This is a genomic window from Thalassospira lohafexi, from assembly GCF_002844275.1.
In the GTDB taxonomy this organism is placed as follows: Bacteria; Pseudomonadota; Alphaproteobacteria; order Rhodospirillales; family Thalassospiraceae; genus Thalassospira; species Thalassospira lohafexi.
On the sequence record NZ_NXGX01000003.1, the window covers coordinates 544,662 to 561,599 of the forward strand.

Annotated in this window: 15 protein-coding genes and 1 riboswitch; of the genes, 5 read left to right on the forward strand and 10 right to left on the reverse strand. The window is 55.9% G+C overall.

Annotation, left to right across the window (positions count from 1 at the left end; all coding sequences use genetic code 11):
• Positions 1–20: 20 nt before the first annotated feature.
• Positions 21–983: a transcriptional regulator GcvA gene (gene gcvA, locus COO92_RS09525; RefSeq protein ID WP_240626388.1), complete on the reverse strand. Its 963-nt coding sequence runs from the start codon at positions 981–983 to the stop codon at positions 21–23.
• 275 nt (positions 984–1,258) lie between these two features.
• On the opposite strand from gcvA, the gene COO92_RS09530 reads away from it, so the two are divergent.
• From COO92_RS09530 to COO92_RS22065, 4 genes are all read left to right on the forward strand, one after another.
• Positions 1,259–2,446 (forward strand): NAD(P)/FAD-dependent oxidoreductase, encoded by a 1,188-nt coding sequence (locus COO92_RS09530; RefSeq protein WP_101301622.1) that lies wholly within the window; start codon positions 1,259–1,261, stop codon positions 2,444–2,446.
• Positions 2,447–2,519: 73 nt separating this feature from the next.
• Positions 2,520–3,836: an aspartate aminotransferase family protein gene (locus COO92_RS09535; RefSeq protein ID WP_101301623.1), complete on the forward strand. Its 1,317-nt coding sequence runs from the start codon at positions 2,520–2,522 to the stop codon at positions 3,834–3,836.
• 48 nt (positions 3,837–3,884) lie between these two features.
• The gene (gene amaB, locus COO92_RS09540) at positions 3,885–5,384 is read left to right on the forward strand and encodes an L-piperidine-6-carboxylate dehydrogenase (RefSeq protein WP_206186385.1); all 1,500 of its coding nucleotides are present in this window, start codon (positions 3,885–3,887) and stop codon (positions 5,382–5,384) included.
• A gap of 116 nt (positions 5,385–5,500) precedes the next feature.
• Positions 5,501–5,665, forward strand: coding sequence for an addiction module protein (locus COO92_RS22065; RefSeq protein ID WP_165792312.1), 165 nt, complete (start codon positions 5,501–5,503; stop codon positions 5,663–5,665).
• Between the two features lie 72 nt (positions 5,666–5,737).
• Here COO92_RS22065 and COO92_RS09545 read toward each other — a convergent pair whose 3' ends face one another.
• The 5 genes from COO92_RS09545 to COO92_RS09565 all read right to left on the reverse strand — a co-directional run bounded on the left by COO92_RS09545 (position 5,738) and on the right by COO92_RS09565 (position 11,437).
• On the reverse strand, positions 5,738–6,343 hold the full coding sequence (locus tag COO92_RS09545) for a superoxide dismutase (protein WP_022732770.1): 606 nt from the start codon (positions 6,341–6,343) through the stop codon (positions 5,738–5,740).
• A gap of 338 nt (positions 6,344–6,681) precedes the next feature.
• Entirely contained in the window at positions 6,682–6,987 is a 306-nt protein-coding gene (locus COO92_RS09550) for a hypothetical protein (RefSeq protein WP_101301625.1), read from the reverse strand.
• Positions 6,988–7,207: 220 nt separating this feature from the next.
• Positions 7,208–7,855 carry a thiamine phosphate synthase gene (gene thiE, locus COO92_RS09555; RefSeq protein WP_101301627.1) on the reverse strand — a complete coding sequence of 216 codons (648 nt, stop codon included), beginning with the start codon at positions 7,853–7,855 and terminating at the stop codon, positions 7,208–7,210.
• Complete coding sequence (thiM, locus tag COO92_RS09560) at positions 7,852–8,661, reverse strand: hydroxyethylthiazole kinase (RefSeq protein WP_101301628.1); 810 nt, start codon at positions 8,659–8,661, stop codon at positions 7,852–7,854. Before thiM ends, thiE begins: the two co-directional genes overlap by 4 nt.
• Positions 8,662–8,743: 82 nt before the next feature.
• Positions 8,744–8,868, reverse strand: a riboswitch (TPP riboswitch).
• Positions 8,869–9,019: 151 nt separating this feature from the next.
• On the reverse strand, positions 9,020–11,437 hold the full coding sequence (locus COO92_RS09565) for a Tex family protein (RefSeq protein WP_101301630.1): 2,418 nt from the start codon (positions 11,435–11,437) through the stop codon (positions 9,020–9,022).
• A 247-nt stretch (positions 11,438–11,684) separates the two neighbouring features.
• Here COO92_RS09565 and COO92_RS22185 point away from each other — a divergent pair, with 247 nt between their 5' ends.
• A complete protein-coding gene (locus tag COO92_RS22185; RefSeq protein WP_022732764.1) occupies positions 11,685–11,948 on the forward strand; it encodes a DUF1674 domain-containing protein in 264 nt (87 codons plus the stop codon).
• 1 nt (position 11,949) lies between these two features.
• Here the strand turns inward: COO92_RS22185 and COO92_RS09575 are convergent, their stop codons facing one another.
• From COO92_RS09575 to COO92_RS09590, 4 genes are all read right to left on the reverse strand, one after another.
• Positions 11,950–12,243, reverse strand: a complete 294-nt coding sequence (locus COO92_RS09575; protein WP_206186386.1) for a hypothetical protein — start codon at positions 12,241–12,243, stop codon at positions 11,950–11,952.
• A complete protein-coding gene (locus COO92_RS09580; protein ID WP_101301631.1) occupies positions 12,240–14,534 on the reverse strand; it encodes an FdhF/YdeP family oxidoreductase in 2,295 nt (764 codons plus the stop codon). The genes COO92_RS09575 and COO92_RS09580 overlap by 4 nt, the downstream gene beginning before the upstream one ends.
• A gap of 176 nt (positions 14,535–14,710) precedes the next feature.
• Complete coding sequence (gene rpe / locus COO92_RS09585) at positions 14,711–15,376, reverse strand: ribulose-phosphate 3-epimerase (RefSeq protein WP_101301633.1); 666 nt, start codon at positions 15,374–15,376, stop codon at positions 14,711–14,713.
• Between the two features lie 133 nt (positions 15,377–15,509).
• Positions 15,510–16,856, reverse strand: a complete 1,347-nt coding sequence (locus COO92_RS09590) for an RsmB/NOP family class I SAM-dependent RNA methyltransferase (protein WP_101301634.1) — start codon at positions 16,854–16,856, stop codon at positions 15,510–15,512.
• Positions 16,857–16,938 lie beyond the last annotated feature (82 nt).

The following is a 16,938-nucleotide window of genomic DNA, read 5'->3' on the forward strand; positions in this document are numbered from 1 at the left end:
GAACTGTAGGGTTCAGCGTTTCAATCGGCAATCTCTTTTACAGTCGCCTGTGAGGAGACCAGCGATTGTGGGCGGGTAAGCTGTTCCTGTTCAGTTTTGCAGGTGGCAAGTAACCAGTCGCGAAACGCCCGGACAGCAAAGTTGTTTTCCTTTTCCTGTGGATAGACCACGTAATAGGCGTGATGGTTGGGGATTGAGACATCAAACGGGGCGACCAAGCGCCCGCTTTCAAGTTCTTCACGCACCAGAAATTCCGGCAAAAGAGCCAGTCCAAGTCCGGCAACAGCGGCCTGAATGACCATGTGGAAATGTTCAAACCGGGGACCGGCCAACTCATCAACCACGGCAACGCCAGTTGCGGCCAGCCAGTCCTGCCATGCGCGCGGACGGGTGGAATGTTGCAGCAATGTGCAATTGCGCACCCGTTCACGGGCAATGGGCAAATCGTCGTTTTCTTTCAGTATTTTGGGTGCGCAGACCGCGATCAGGGTTTCGCCCATCAAGCGATGGGACTTGCAGCCCGGCAGATTGTCATCGCCAAAATGAATGGCGATGTCGATGCCTTCGCGGTCGAAATTAAATTCGCGGGTCTGGGTGATCAGGTTTAACTGAATATCGGGCCATGTGGCTTTGAAGTCCCCCAGACGCGGCACCAGCCAGCGTGCGCCAAATGTCGGTAATGTCCCGACCGTGAGCATCCCGCCCGCATCGGAATAGGCCATGACCTGCAAGGTTGCGGCCTCGGCCCGATCCAGAAGATCGCGCACCTGTGCGGCGTATGCTTCGCCCGCGGCGGTCAGTTTCAGGCGTTTTTTGATCCGGCGAAACAAATCCCGCCCGAGATATTCTTCGAGCGCGCGGATTTGGCGGCTAATCGCACTTTGGGTCACGTTCAATTCTTCGGCGGCCCGGGTGAAGGAAAGATGGCGTGCCGAACTTTCAAAGAATTGCAGGGCCGTTAAAGATGGCAGGACGCGACGCATGGGGCAAATTCCGGTTCATGACTAAATGGAATGATGTGGTGCGAATATATCGTTTGTTTGCTGTTCTTCCAAGGCGTACCGTTTTAAACGGTTCCAAGCCCCCGCGTGCTGCCAGATGAAGCGTTCGGGTCATGGGCCAGAGCGCATGATTATCGGGAATTGATAATTATTTGGAAGGAGAAACCCTTTCAAGACCCTTTTTCGGTCATCCTGCGCATCCTGAAACATCAAGAACGGCCAGAAGGCCTGCACAGTTTATCGGGTAGAAGGCGAGAATGGGTTCAGAAGCGCAAAATTACGATGTGATCATTGTCGGTGGTGCGGTTATTGGCAGTTCCATCGCATGGCATCTGACCGGACGGGATGACTTCAAGGGCCGGGTTCTGGTGATCGAAAAAGATCCCAATTACGAATTTTGTTCGACCGCCTTGTCAGCCGCATCAATCCGTCAGCAGTTTTCAACCCCGATCAATATTGAAATGTCGGGGTATGGCATCGAGTTCCTGCGCAATTTGAAACGCGACCTTGACTCGGACGTTGACATTTCCCTGCATGAAAAGGGCTATCTGGTTCTGGCCACCAATGATGGCCGCGATATCCTGCGCCATAACCATGCGACCCAAACCGAATTTGGCGGCGATATTGTCTGGATGGAGCCCGATGAGCTGGCGGCCAAATACCCATGGATGAATACATCGGATTTGGCGGCGGGTTGTTGGGGCCGCACGGGTGAGGGATGGTTTGATGCCTATTGCCTGATGCAGTCATTCCGCAAACAGGCGCGCCGTCGCGGTGCGGAGTATATCGACGGTGAAGTGGTCGAGGTCCTGCGCGATGGCGATCAGATTACCGGTGTTGTGTTAAAAGACGGTCGTCGGTTTGGCTGTGGCCAGCTTGTCAATGCGGCGGGAACCGGGTGTTCCAAACTGGCCGGAATGGCGGGCCTTGAAATCCCGGTCGAGCCACGCAAACGTTGCATTTTCGTGTTTGATTGCCGGGATGCGGCCGACATCAATGCCAGTTGCCCGATGCTGATTGATCCAAGCGGGCTTTATGTTCGCCCCGAAGGCGAATTTTTCATCACCGGCATTGCCCCGCCCAAGGAGCGTGATCCGGAATGCTGGGATTTTGACGTCGATCACAGCCTGTTTGACGACATCATCTGGCCGGGTCTGTATGAACGGTGCGAACGGTTTGAGGCGATCAAGGTCATCAATGCCTGGGCCGGGCATTATGCCTATAACCTGCTCGATCAGAACGCGATTTTGGGCCGCCACACGGACGTTGCGAATTTCATTTTCGCCAACGGATTTTCCGGCCACGGATTGCAGCAAAGCCCGGCAGTCGGGCGCGGGATTGCCGAACTGATCACCACGGGGGGCTATGAGACCCTTGATCTGTCGGTGTTTGGCTATCAACGCATTCGCGACAATGCGCCGGTGCTTGAGCTCAATGTTATTTAATTTAGTTTAATTCGATTTCGTAACGATATTGCGAAATCAAACCTTTAACCCAAATGGCCGGAGCACGCCCCACATGCCCCGTGATGATCGCACCACAGAAGCAAACGCCAGCACCATGCTCCGTGATCGCAAGACCGGGTCGGTGTCTGAGGGTGTGCGCAATCTTCATCCGGTCTATCTGGATCGGGCGTTGAATGCCGAGGCCTGGGATGTTGATGGCAACCGCTATATCGATTTTATCGGCGGGATCGGGGTTTTAACCGTCGGTCATCGCCATCCGGTGGTGATGGAGCGGGTGGCCAAGCAGTGCGACCGCTTTACCCATAGCTGCTTTAACGCGCTGCCCCATGAGCCGTATGTCGCGGTGACCGATTGGCTGGCGGCCAATTGCCCGATTGAAGGTCCGGCAAAATCCATGCTGACCAATTCCGGGGCCGAGGCGATGGAAAACGCGCTTAAACTCGCGCGTGCCTTTACCGGGCGGACCGGGGTGATTGCCTTTGAAGGCGGTTTTCATGGACGGACACTGGCGACCTTGGCGCTGACGGGGAAAACCAAGCCTTATAAAACCGGGCTTGGCCCGCTTCCGGGGCCGGTTTGGCATTTGCCATATCCCTGCCCAGAAACCGGTATATCGGTTGAGGATGGCATGGCCGCCCTTGCCAAACTGTTTGCGGTATCGGCCGATCCCGCATCGGTGGGCGCTATTGTGATTGAGCCGGTGCAGGGGGAAGGCGGTTTTCGCGCCTGTGATCGGGAATTTTTGATCGAATTGCGGGCGTTCTGCGATGCCAACGGCATGGTTTTGATTGCCGATGAAATCCAGTCGGGCTTTGCCCGCACGGGCAAGATGTTTGCCATGGAGCATGCCGGGGTGGCCCCTGATATCCTTGTGATGGGCAAGGGGATCGGCGGGGGCTTTCCGTTGGCGGCGATTACCGGGGCGAAGGATGTCATGAGTGCGCTGGCCCCTGGTGGGCTTGGCGGGACGTATTCGGGCAATCCGGTGGCCTGTGCGGCGGCGACCGGGGTGTTTGATGTTTTGCGCGATGAAAAGATTTTGCTGCGCGCCAAGCAGCTTGGCGAGAAATATGCCACCCATATTGCATGGTTGCGCGATCTGCCCGGTGGGCATGTGATTGGCAATATGCGCGGAATTGGCGCGATGCGCGCCTTTGAAATCATTGCAGATGACGGCACACCATCGGCCAAGCGTCTGCAAACCTTGTTGCAACGGGCCCGCGCAAACGGGCTATTGTTAATGCCAAGTGGTGAACACGCCAATGTGGTGCGCCTGCTGGCACCTTTGACCATTCCGTTTGATCAGGTCGATGAGGCCTTTGCCATTATCGGCAAATTGTTGCCTGAACTGGCCGGAATTGCGGATTGAGCGGTCGGCGATGATCGCCAAAGAGTTTTAAAAGAAGGGAGTTTTACTGTGAGTTACACATCCATCCTGACCGAGCTTGGTCTGTCCGAGGCAGAGATTGCCAATGGCACGCTAAGCGTTCAGACCCCGGTTGACGGTTCGGAATTCGCATCTGTTACCGAAACCACGCCGGCCGAAATGCGTGATGCCATTGGTAATGCCAAAAAGGCGTTTGGCGCATGGCGTCAGGTGCCCGGCCCGCGCCGTGGTGAGCTGGTGCGTATTCTGGGCGAAGAGCTGCGCGCAGCCAAAGAACCACTGGGGCGTCTGGTGTCGCTTGAATGTGGCAAGATTTATCAGGAAGGTCTTGGCGAAGTTCAGGAAATGATTGATATCTGCGATTTCGCAGTTGGTCTGTCGCGTCAGCTTTATGGTTTGACGATTGCGTCCGAACGTCCGGGCCACAAAATGATGGAAAACTGGCATCCGCTGGGTGTTGTTGGCCTGATCACCGCGTTTAACTTCCCGGTGGCACCATGGGCATGGAACACCGCCCTTGCGCTGGCGTGCGGCAATGCCGTGATCTGGAAACCGTCGGAAAAAACCCCGGTTACCGCCCTTGCCTGTCAGAAGATCCTTGAAAAAGCGATCGCGAAATTTGGCGATGCCCCGGCCGACCTGCATCAGGTGGTTGTTGGCGACCGTGAAATCGGTGAAATCATGACCGACAGCCGGGATGTTTCGCTGATTTCGGCAACCGGTTCGACCCGTATGGGCCGCGAAGTTGCCCCGCGTGTGGCCCAGCGTTTTGGCCGCACCATCCTTGAGCTTGGTGGCAATAACGCCATGATCGTCACCCCGTCAGCCGATATCGATATGTCGGTGCGTGCGGTGGTGTTCTCGGCTGTTGGTACCTGTGGTCAGCGCTGCACGTCCCTGCGTCGCCTGATTGTCCATAAGGATGTCAAGGACGAGCTGTTGCCGAAAATCATCGCGGCTTACAAATCGGTTTCCATTGGTGATCCGCTTGAAGACGGTGTGCTGGTGGGGCCGCTGATTGACGAAGACGCCTACACCAACATGCAGGCCGCCCTTGCCAACGCCAAAAAAGATGGTGGCACCGTCCATGGCGGCGAACGCACACTGGAGTCCAAATATCCGAATGCGTTCTATGTCACCCCGTCGGTGGTTGAAATGCCCGGTCAGACGGACACGGTGAAGCATGAAACCTTTGCGCCGATCCTCTATGTCATGACCTATGAGACGCTTGAAGAAGCCATCGCGCTTCAGAATGACGTGCCGCAGGGCTTGTCGAGCTGCATCTTCTCGACCGATCTGCGCGAAACCGAATTGTTCCTGTCAGCCGTCGGGTCTGATTGCGGGATTGCCAACGTCAATATCGGCCCTTCGGGTGCGGAAATCGGCGGTGCGTTCGGCGGTGAGAAAGAAACCGGTGGTGGACGTGAGTCCGGTTCGGACGCATGGAAAGGCTACATGCGCCGTGCGACCAACACGATCAACTATTCCCGTGAGTTGCCGCTCGCACAGGGTATTAAATTCGATATCTGATCGCGTGTCTGATCAGGTTTGATTACAGAAAACACCGCCGGGAAACTGGCGGTGTTTTTGTTTGGGCGGAAGCGCGATAGAATACGATATGTGACATCGCAAACAGAGGCCCAACCATGAGCAAGGATTCAAGGACGGTAGATGAAGATTATCAGGAATGGCAAGTAAAGCTGATCGCTGAACGCTTACAAAGCATTGAGGAAGGCACTACGTCGATGGTGTCGCATGACGATGTTGTGGCGATGTTTGAGAAACGGTTTGCTGACAAGCAAACCCGATGAATTCCGAACACGAAAAAAGCGGCCCCCGAAGGAGCCGCTTTCTTTAATTCTGTCTCAAAGCGTAAGGCTTGATTAGCCAGCTTTGGAGAAACGTTCTGCGACATATTCCCAGTTTACCAGGCTGTCGAGGAACGCTTTGACGTAGTCAGGGCGCGCGTTGCGGTAATCGATGTAATAGGAGTGTTCCCAAACATCACACCCGAGCAGCGGGGTCTGACCGTGGACCAGCGGGTTTTCCGCATTCGGGGTTTTGGTCACAACCAGTTTGCCCGATTTGTCCATTGCAAGCCAGCACCAGCCCGAACCGAACTGGGTGACACCGGCCTGTACGAAGGCTTCTTTGAAGGCATCGACAGAGCCGAAATCTTCGACGATTTTCTTTTCCAGTTCACCCGGAAGGTTGCCGCCGCCATTTTTCTTCATCATCTTCCAGAACTCGATATGGTTCCAGTGCTGGGCAGCGTTGTTGAAAAGACCGGCTTTGGCCGCGTCACCATAGGAAGCAACAACGACTTCTTCGAGCGACTTGCCTTCAAGGCCCGACCCTTCGAGCAGCTTATTGCCATTCACAACATAGGCGTTGTGATGTTTGTCATGGTGAAACTCAAGGGTTTCAGCCGACATGACTGGTGCAAGCGCGTCGTGTGCATACGGAAGTGCTGGGAGTTCAAATGCCATGATACAGTTCCTCGACTTTCATTATTGGTCTGTGCGGTAACGCAACATATCCCTTTTTGCGCGCTGGATGAAAGTTAAATTCCCGTGCAACCTGTTGTAAACCTTTGTTGCGGGCTTTCATCATCGCGGCAAAGAAGATGTCTGTCGCCTTTATCTAGGACAACAGCGCTTTAATGCAATGTCGCGTGTGGCAACGGGCGATTGTCCAACCCTGTATGATGAACTTGTCAGATGGAAAAACGTTCCCAAAAGATCGCAAATTTTCCATCCGGCATCGGGGATGGGGACGGGGACAGGGACGGGGAAGGGGACGATACCGCCGTTGTGTTGATCGGGAGTTATTCCTTATACAAGGCGACCATTTGCTGGATGTCGGTGCCATTGCGGATCATGACATCGTATTCGCCCTTTGACAGCGATGAGATATCAAGCTGGCAGGGGAAGCTTTTGCAATTTCGATTAAAGGCAATCGTGCCATCCTGATGGCTTAGAATCACCTGACCCTCGGGTATTTCCGAATAGACAGTCACACTGTCGGTGGTCGGTTTCGGGGCGATCTTGATTGCAGCCAAGGCGGCCGTCGTGCCCATGAAGATAGAGGCCAGGGCAATGGCAACCGGTTTGCTACGCAAAGATTTCAACATGATATCCCTCGCGCGTTTGTGCATTTTCCATGCCCCAAAGATGCCCCCCGAAGCAGAAGAATTCGCGGCGCAATTGAGGCATTTCCGTGCCGGTTCGTGCTTTGAGCGATGGGCAGCCATGCATGGGCCCAAAAATTCAATGCCCGCAACCATTTACGGAAACGGGCATTGGGCAGAATAATGCAAATATCTCTGGTTCACATGGCACATTCGCCAGATTTCAAGGGGCAAATGCCGACTTTGTGGCCATAATTTCGGTTGCGATTTTATGTGCCGCGGCCTCGGGATCCGGGTGCCCGCAAATCGCCGAGACCACGGCAAGCCCGTTGGCACCTGCGGCAAAAACCCGATCGACATGGTCCTGTTTAAGTCCACCAATGGCAACGGATGGCCGTTTGGCAATCTTGATCAGGTGCGCCAAACCGTCAAAGCCGATGGCGGGTTTGTGATCGGGTTTGGTCGCGGTGGCAAAGATGGGGCCGACACCAACATAATCGACAATCGAAGGGTCAACCTTGCGGGCGACTTCCTCATTTTCAATTGAAAGGCCGATGATCTTGTCACGGCCAAGGCGTTCGCGGGCGGTTTGTGCGGAGATGTCATCCTGACCAACATGAAGGCCATCGGCGCCAATCGCGATGGCCGCATCGATATCGTCATTCACAATCAACGGCACACCGCTGCCCGCCATGGCATCCATCAATTCACGCCCGATCCGGATAAGGCCCTCGGTGCCGACTTTCTTGTCGCGCAACTGAACAATCGTTGCCCCACCGGCGATTGCGGCCATGGTGGTTTCAACCATCGAATGGGTCCGGCACAGATCAGGGTCGAGAACCAGATACAGCGAAAGGTCAAAGGACGTCATTGGGCAGTGATCCGGGCGTTGGCGTTAAAAGTTTTTGCATCAAGGGTATAGAGCCCGTCGACAAAGGCCGTCATGAACGATGCCGGGCCGTTTGCCGATTTGGCGGCAATTTCGCCCGCAACGGCAAAATTGGCAAGGGCGGCAACCGTTGCCTCAAACGCCTGATCCGGCGCGATGGCGACATAGGCGCCGGTAAGGGCGGTCAACGCACAGCCCATGGCGGTGATTTTCGGCATCAGGTCCGATCCACCGGCAATGCGCACAGACCGCGTGCCATCGGTGACGAAATCAACCTCGCCGGTGACAGCCACAATCGCCTTTTGCGCGGTGGCAAGGGTGCGTGCGGCATCCTCGGCCTGTTCGACCGGATCGCCACTGTCGACACCCTGACCGGCACTTTGTCCGCCGCCAAGGGCGATGATTTCCGATGCATTGCCGCGAATGACGGTGGGGTTGAGTTTAAGAAGCTCGGTCGTCGTGCCCTGACGATATCCGGTTGCAAAATGTGCGACCGGATCAAGTACCCATGGTTTGCCTGCAGTGTTGGCCGATTTTGCCGCGGCAATCATGCCTTCGACCCAGTTGGGCGACAGGGTGCCGATATTGACGGTCAATGCGCCGGCGATGGTGGCAAATTCACCGGATTCTTCGGGCGTGTGGACCATGGCGGGGGAGGCGCCCGCCGCCAGCAAAACATTGGCGGCGTAGTTCATCGCAACATAATTGGTGATGCACTGGACCAGCGGATTGGTCGCACGCATGCGCTCATATAGATCGGTTGTGGTTTGGGAAAGGTCGGTCGTCATATCGAGGCTCCAATGCGTCTAGTGTCGCAGCGTTGGAGACCCAGTTCGAAGTCGGAATGATGGAGAACGTTGTTTAAAATGTTGGCAACGTTCGCACCGTCCCTACGCCAGTATGAACTGGATCAGGTTCAACGGGTCACTGCGCATGTGCTTTGATCGCACGGGGCAGTTTCTCAGCCTCCTGTCGAGGCTCCCCTTGGTGAACCTGCAACATGGGTTTTTCCGTGCTTTGTGTCAATTCACCCTATGTATGGTGCGCGATATCCGAAGGCCTAAAAAAAGCGGCGGGATGGTGTTTGCCCTATCCCGCCGCCTTTTATATTCCGATCAAAACGCGGGGTGCGCGTATGCGGATTGCCTATTTACGGCGTTCCATTGCGGCCTTCAGGGCTGCGGCCATTGCACCACCAGCGTCGCCAGATGACCCAGAAGATGACCCACCAGCAGAATTCCGCGCAGAATTCCCGCGCGCATTATGTCCGCCGCCAGCACCGCCAGCATTGCCGCGATTGTGGTTGGGGCGGGTGCCTGAAGGTGCCTGCCCGCCGCGCGGGGCGGTGGCTTGGCTGTCATTGCGGCGTTCGCGTGTGCCTTCGTAATCCGGTGCCGATTTCATCGACAGCCCGATGCGTTTACGCGGGGCGTCCACTTCCATGACGGTGACAGAGACGATCTGACCGGCCTTGACCACCTGACGGGGGTCTTCGACGAATTTATCGGCCAGTTGGGAAATATGGACCAAGCCATCCTGATGCACGCCAATATCGACAAACGCCCCGAAATTGGTGACGTTGGTGACGGTTCCTTCAAGCTTCATGCCGGCTTTCAGGTCCTTGATTTCATTGACACCATCGGTGAATTTGGCGGTCTTGAATTCCGGGCGCGGGTCACGGCCGGGTTTATCAAGTTCGGCAATGATGTCGCGGATGGTTGGCACACCGAATGTGTCGTCGGCGTAATCTTCGGCGCGCAGCGTTTTGATAAAGGCCGAATCGCCAATCAGATCGGCAAGCGATTTGGAGGCCTGCGCGCCGATCTTTTTGACCAGCGGATAGGCTTCCGGGTGAACGGCAGATGCGTCGAGCGGATTGGTGGCCCCGCGAATGCGCAAGAAGCCCGCACATTGTTCAAACGCCTTGGGACCAAGACGTTCGACCTTTTTAAGGTCAGTACGCGACTGGAACGCGCCGTTTGAATCGCGGTATCCGACGATATTGCGCGCCAGTGTTTCGCTTAAGCCCGCCACACGGGTCAAAAGCGGGATTGATGCGGTATTGAGGTCAACACCGACCCCGTTCACGCAATCCTCAACCACGGCATCGAGCGATTTGGCCAGTTTGGTTTCCGATACGTCGTGCTGATACTGCCCAACCCCGATGGATTTTGGTTCGATCTTGACCAGTTCGGCCAATGGGTCCTGCAAACGGCGCGCGATTGAGGCGGCCCCGCGCAGGGATACATCCAGATCGGGGAATTCTTCGGCGGCAAATTGCGACGCGGAATAGATCGACGCACCCGACTCATTGACAATCACCTTGGTCGCGGTCAGGGCCGGGAAGCGTTTAAGCATCTGACCGGCAAGGTCATCGGTTTCGCGCGAAAACGTGCCATTGCCAATCGCGATCAGCTCGATCTTATGACGCGCGGCAAGGGCGGCCATGGTGTTGATGGCACCATCCACATCATTGCGCGGCTGGAACGGATAAACGGTTGCGGTATCGACCAGTTTGCCCGTGGCATCCACCACGGCAACCTTGACCCCGGTGCGCACGCCCGGATCAAGACCCATGGTGGCCTTTTGCCCGGCAGGGGCGGCCAAAAGAAGGTCTTTGAGGTTGTTGGCAAAGACCTTGATCGCGTCTTCTTCAGCGCTGTCACGCAGCGACCCAAACAGATCAAGCTCAATCGACAGCGACAATTTGACCCGCCACGTCCAGCGCACGGTATCAACAAGCCATTTATCCGCGGCCCGTCCCTTATCGGCAATCCCGACATGGGCGGCGATCATGATTTCGGCCCGGCCTGCCTGACTGCGCGGGCGGGCTTCGTCCTCGGCCCCCAAGGTCAGTTTAAGTTGCAGGATGTCTTCGTTGCGCCCCCTGAACAGGGCAAGTGCGCGGTGCGACGGGCAGGTTTTGACTTTTTCCGAATGTTCGAAATAGTCAGAGAATTTCGCCCCTTCGGCCTGTTTGCCCTCAATCACGCTGGCGGTGATTTCACCGTCATTCCACAAAAGGTCACGCAGTTTGGCAACAAGGTCGGCATCCTCGGCAAAGCGTTCCATCAGGATTTGACGTGCGCCATCAAGGGCGGCCTTCGTGTCCTCGACGGCCTTGTCCGCATCGACATATTTTGCCGCCTCGATTTCCGGATCAAGGGTCGGGTTGCTAAACAAGCCATCGGCCAGCGGCTCCAGCCCGGCTTCGCGGGCGATCTGGGCCTTGGTGCGACGCTTTTTCTTATAGGGCAGGTACAAATCTTCAAGACGGGTCTTGGTGTCGGCCTCGTTAATGGCGGCTTCAAGTTCGGGGGTGAGTTTGTCCTGTTCGCGGATGCTTTCAAGCACGGAGGATCGGCGGCTTTCAAGTTCGGTCAGATACCTCAGGCGTTCTTCCAGCGTACGCAATTGGGTGTCATCAAGCCCGCCGGTCTTTTCTTTGCGGTAGCGGGCGATAAACGGAACGGTCGAACCTTCATTGAGCATCTCGATGGTGGCAATGACCTGTTCGGGGCGAACCGAAAGTTCTTCGGCGATACGCTGAGGAATTGGACGCATGGTTTCTCCTTGTTTTGCTCGTATGCCTGAAATAGCGGCTTTGAGGGCACACGGAAAGAGTCAGTTTTCGCCAAATTTTTCCATCAGACCAGAATACGATTCCACGTTTGATTCCAAAGGATTGAAATCCCATGCATTTTGCGCGGTTCGGCTGCGCCATACGCAGGCTTGCCCAACGGTGGTCAGGACGCTATTTCTTGGGCAAATGTGAATTACAGGGTGCAGGCCCTAAAACAGGAGAAGCCGAATGACCGGAAAGTTTCGCGAGACCGTCATTCATCAGGTAGAGCCAAAAGAAAAGGCCGAACCGAAAACAAGTGAAGAAAAGAACGAAGAGATCGCGGGGGCCGATATGGCACCGGCCTTGTCACAGGATGCGATCAACGCCCTTGCCGAAGCCAAGGCCGCAAAGGAAGCCGCCGCAAAACAGCGCGAAATCGGCGGCCCTAAAGGCCCGGAACCAACCCGGTTTGGCGATTGGGAAAGCAAGGGGCGGTGTATCGATTTCTAAGCTAACTGGCTTTTCTATTGATACCGCAGGTGATTGAATAGTGCGTTCGCAGTGTGCGGTCATCACGCTTTACCAGTTCTAGAACATCACCCGATTGCAAAAGAGCATTAAGTTCACGCAGAACAAGCGCATGGGCAAGGCCGAGAAGGCGGGCGAATGTGCGGCTGTCGCGGGCAATATTTTGCTCTGCTGCGATGATGATGCCTGCCTGTATCGGGGTAAGGTCGGGTTGCGCGGTACAACGGCGCGCAACCAGATCCATGAATTGTTCGCTAGCGGGTGCCGTTCCGGTCACGCCGCTGTATCTTTTTGAAACGATACCATGACCGATTTTGATGTTGGCGTGTCGCTTTGATCCCCGGCACTGCCCAGCGGGACAAGCACGTTTAGTTCCGGGTAATAGCCCGCAACACTGCCGCGCGGGATATCGTATGAAACGAGCCGGAAATTAGGCGCAATACGTTCGATGCCATCATCATATTCGCCAATGACATTCACCCGGTCGCCAGATTGTGCACCAAGCGATGCAAGGTCGTCGGGATGGATAAAGATGACGTTGCGTTCGCCGTACACACCGCGATACCGATCATCAAGACCATAGACCGTCGTGTTGTACTGATCGTGCGAACGGAATGTCTGAAGCGCGAAACGGGTTTGTGCGGTGCGGGCCTGCTGGTGCACGGTGCTGGCAGGAAGGGTGCCGGCAAAGAAATTGGCCTTGCCGGTCGGTGTGTTCCATTCCCGGTGTGCGGCACTGTTGCGCAGGAGGAACCCGCGTGGTGTGCGCAGACGGGTGTTGTAGTCGTCAAATCCCGGAATGGTGGCTTCGATATGGCTGCGGATGCGTTCGTAATCATCGGCAAGGGCAGGCCATGACACGGTCTTGGTGCCAAGGGTTGCCTCGGCAATCCCGGCGATAATGCCAACTTCGGACAATAGATACGGCGATGCCGGGCGGTTGATGCCCGCCGACCCGTGGACCATGCTCATGGAGTCTTCGACGCTGACGACCTGTGACTGACCGGCGGAATTCAGATCAATTTCGGTCCGCCCAAGACACGGCAGGATAAAGCTGACCTCGCCGGGCATCAGGTGTGAATGGTTGGGCTTGGTCGCGATGTTGACCGTCAGTTTCAGGTTTTTAAGTGCCTTGGCGACAAGGGCGCTGTCGGGCGTTGCGCGGGCGAAATTGCCGCCAAGCCCGATGAAGGCCTTGGCACTGCCATCCAGCATCGCGCCAATCGCACCGAGCACATTGTGGCCGTGTTTACGCGGTGCGGTGAAGCCGAATTCCTTTTCCAGTGCATCAAGGAAGGCATCGGCGGGTTTTTCGTTAATGCCAACGGTGCGGTCGCCCTGCACATTGGAATGTCCGCGCACCGGGCAGAGTCCGGCACCGGGTTTGCCGATATTGCCGCGCAGAAACATGAAATTGGAAATTTCACGAATGGTGGCCACGGAATGCAGATGCTGTGTGACACCCATGGCCCATGTGCAAATCACATTTTCTGCCGACATATACACATTTGCCGCCTGTTCGATGTCGTGTCGGGACAGGCCCGACTGGTCTTCGATCTCGTCCCAGCTTGTGGCATCGACGGTGGCGCGATACTCGGCAAAGCCTTCGCAATGTTCACCAAGGAAATCATGATCAAGCACGGCTGGATGACCCGCCGCAAGGGCGGCGTCTTCGGCGGCAAAGACGGCCTTGCTCATGCCGCGCACGGCGGCCATGTCCCCACCGAGAAGGGGCTGGTAATAATGGCTGGCGATATCGGTTGATCCGCCTGACAGCATTTCAAGTTTGGCCTGTGGGTCGGAAAACCGTTCCAGACCGCGTTCCCGGACCGGGTTAAAGACCACGATTTCAGCCCCACGGATGGCGGCCCGGCGCAAATCACCCAGCATGCGCGGATGGTTGGTGCCGGGGTTTTGTCCCAGCACGAAAATGGCGTCTGCCTTTTCGAAATCTTCGAGCAGGACCGTGCCTTTGCCAGCGCCAATCGCCTGACGCAGGCCAATGCCACTGGCTTCGTGGCACATGTTGGAGCAATCGGGGAAATTGTTGGTGCCATAAAGGCGTACGAACAATTGATAGAGATAGGCTGCTTCGTTACTGGCCCGGCCGGATGTGTAAAACTCGGCCTGATCGGGGGAATTCAGGTTTTTAAGAATGCCCCCAATTTCGGCAAAGGCATCTTCCCACGCGACCGGAAGGTATGTGTCGCTTGGCGCGTCATAGCGCATCGGGTGGGTGAGGCGGCCATTCAGTTCCAGCTCATAATCGGAAAGCTTGCGCAGCTCAGAAACCGTATGTTTGGCAAAGAATGCCGGTGTGGCGCGCTTTTGCGTTGCTTCCCACGACACGGCTTTGACACCGTTTTCGCAAAACTCAAACGATGATCCATGCTCGGGATCGCCCCACGCGCAACCGGGGCAATCAAAACCGTTGGGCTGATTTGCCTTAAGCATCGTGCGTGCACCGCTAAGGGCGCTGCCGCTTTGTAAAAGCTGCTTACCGCAACTTTTCAGCGCACCCCATCCACCCGCAGCCGATGATTTCTTGCCAATAAAGATTTCATTCATGGGGGCATCTATTTGCGATAACGCAAATTAGGTCAAGTATGCAGACCTAATGGGGTGATAGAAAAAATTTATCAAACCCTTATGCACTGATTTTAAATGCGCATAAAACGCATTCAGGGCCGAAACCAACGATGTGGTTCCGGCCCTGATAAAAAACATGCGAGGGTGTATGTGGCTTAGGCGCCGCGGATTGCCTTGATGTTGTTGGCGTATTCGCCCGGTCCGCCTTTGAAGGTGGCCGAACCAGCGACCAAAACATTCGCGCCAGCCGCAATGACCTGCGGGGCGATTTCCGGGTTTACGCCACCATCGACTTGAAGGTCGATGTCGCGCCCGGTGGCATCGATCATCTTGCGGATGCGTTTGATTTTTTCAAGCTGGCTTGGGATGAACTTCTGACCACCAAAGCCCGGGTTGACGGTCATGACCAGCACCAGATCAACCATGTCCATGACGTATTCAATCACAGATTCCGGGGTTGACGGATTGAGCGACACACCGGCTTTTTTGCCCAGCGACTTGATCAGTTGCAGGCTGCGATGCAGGTGCGGGCCGGCTTCGGCGTGGATGGTGATGATGTCGGAACCGGCATTGGCAAAGGCTTCGATATAGGGATCGACCGGTGCGATCATGAGGTGCACGTCAAACACCTTGTCGCTGTGCGGGCGCAGCGCCTTGACCACGTCCGGGCCAATAGTGATGTTGGGCACAAAATGGCCGTCCATCACATCAATGTGGATGTAATCCGCACCGGCGGCGTCAACCGCGCGGACATCAACACCCAACTGGGCGAAATCGGCCGAAAGGATCGAAGGGGCAATTTTAATGTTCGACGTGGTCATGCGTCACGGGTCCTGAAACACTGCGGGATATGGGAATTTGGCGCTTGTCTTAACGCAAAAAGCCCGCCCTGTCATCCGAATGGACGGTCATGGCAGTCTTGTTTGTGGTTGCGTGGCGCATTTGGCTGTGAAATCAGCCCTTTTTGACAAGTCGCGCGCAGAAAAAGCCATCCATGCCGCCGTATTCCTGCATATGGACCGGCAGAACGCGCAGTTCGCCATCTTCGTTGATCGCCTCATCCCAGCCGCCGAGTTCTCCGGCAGTGATGGGTTTGCGTTCGTATTTGGGATGATCGGCCAGGAACGATTTGATCTGATGTTCGCCTTCTTCGGGTTGCAGCGAACAGGTGCAATAGATCAACTCACCGCCGACATTCAAAAGCTTGTCAGCCTGATTGAGCAGTTTGGTCTGGATCGGCAAAAGCGATCGCATCAGTTTGTCGTTCTGACGCAACAGAATGTCGGGATGGCGGCGAATGGTGCCGGTTGCAGAACATGGCGCATCGAGCAAAACCGCATCCGCACGCGGGGTATCCGGGGCCAGATCGGTGGCGTCCCCTGTGACAACGGCCGCCCCCAGTTCCACACGTTCGAGATTTTCATAAACGCGTTTGAGGCGACCTTCGGACTTATCAACCGCAATCGGGCTGCTGCCAAGGGATGCCAACTGCATTGTTTTACCACCCGGGGCGGCACACAGGTCGTAGATCGTTTTGTCTTTATAGGCCGAAAACAGGGTGGCCGGAATGGCGGCCGCTGCATCCTGTACCCACCATTTGCCATCTTTGTAGCCCGGAAGGTCGCGAATGCGTCGGCCACTTTCAAGCCTTACCGATCCGGTCGGCAGGACAAGGCCATCGACCTGTTCGGCCCAGTTTTCCGATTCTGAACGGTCCTTGATCGACAGATCGAGCATGGCGTGGCCAAGGCTGGCCTCGGCGATGCCTTGCGCGATTTCGGCACCATAGGCCTTTTTCCACGATCCGCGCAGCCATGCCGGGATGTTAAGTTGCCAGTCTTCGACCCCTTCGGGCCATTCAAAGCCATCGCGCTGCAAACTGCGCAGGACCGCATTCACAAGCTTCACATATTTATGCAAACCGGCATCGCGGGTCAGGTTGACCGTGCTGTCGACGGCACCGTAATCGGATGTGTCCATAAAGAACAACTGTGCAACGCCAAGGCGCATGATGTTGGTCAGGCGTGCGGCAACCCGGTCCTGTGGCGGTTGATAGCGCGGCGCCAGAACCGCATCAATTTCGCCCATATGGCGCAATGTGGTGCCCAGCAAATGGCGCAGGTAATTGCGATCCAGTGACGGCAGACCATAGCCATGCTTTGACAGAAGTTCGTCCAGTGTCACTTCGCCGCCACGCAGTTCCTGCAGCGTTTTTAGCGCCAGCATGCGTGGATCGGGTGCCTCGACCGCAGGATGGCGGGATGCATTGCGATGGGCGGGACGGGAACGGCGTTCAGTCAAAGGGGTATCTCCGGTTTTATGTTATGACTGTAGTTAAGGCCGCGATAGCCAAGTGTAAAGCACCAAGCATCTGTTGGGTCGG

Excerpts from the sequence above, each read along its gene's own strand:
- COO92_RS09545 (WP_022732770.1), bottom strand. The coding sequence starts at position 6,343 with ATGGCATTTGAACTCCCAGCACTTCCGTATGCACACGACGCGCTTGCA.
- COO92_RS22065 (WP_165792312.1), top strand. The coding sequence starts at position 5,501 with ATGAGCAAGGATTCAAGGACGGTAGATGAAGATTATCAGGAATGGCAA.
- COO92_RS22185 (WP_022732764.1), top strand. The coding sequence starts at position 11,685 with ATGACCGGAAAGTTTCGCGAGACCGTCATTCATCAGGTAGAGCCAAAA.
- COO92_RS09530 (WP_101301622.1), top strand. The coding sequence starts at position 1,259 with ATGGGTTCAGAAGCGCAAAATTACGATGTGATCATTGTCGGTGGTGCG.
- rpe (WP_101301633.1), bottom strand. The coding sequence starts at position 15,376 with ATGACCACGTCGAACATTAAAATTGCCCCTTCGATCCTTTCGGCCGAT.
- COO92_RS09550 (WP_101301625.1), bottom strand. The coding sequence starts at position 6,987 with ATGTTGAAATCTTTGCGTAGCAAACCGGTTGCCATTGCCCTGGCCTCT.
- COO92_RS09535 (WP_101301623.1), top strand. The coding sequence starts at position 2,520 with ATGCCCCGTGATGATCGCACCACAGAAGCAAACGCCAGCACCATGCTC.
- COO92_RS09580 (WP_101301631.1), bottom strand. The coding sequence starts at position 14,534 with ATGAATGAAATCTTTATTGGCAAGAAATCATCGGCTGCGGGTGGATGG.
- thiM (WP_101301628.1), bottom strand. The coding sequence starts at position 8,661 with ATGACGACCGACCTTTCCCAAACCACAACCGATCTATATGAGCGCATG.
- COO92_RS09565 (WP_101301630.1), bottom strand. The coding sequence starts at position 11,437 with ATGCGTCCAATTCCTCAGCGTATCGCCGAAGAACTTTCGGTTCGCCCC.
- thiE (WP_101301627.1), bottom strand. The coding sequence starts at position 7,855 with ATGACGTCCTTTGACCTTTCGCTGTATCTGGTTCTCGACCCTGATCTG.
- gcvA (WP_240626388.1), bottom strand. The coding sequence starts at position 983 with ATGCGTCGCGTCCTGCCATCTTTAACGGCCCTGCAATTCTTTGAAAGT.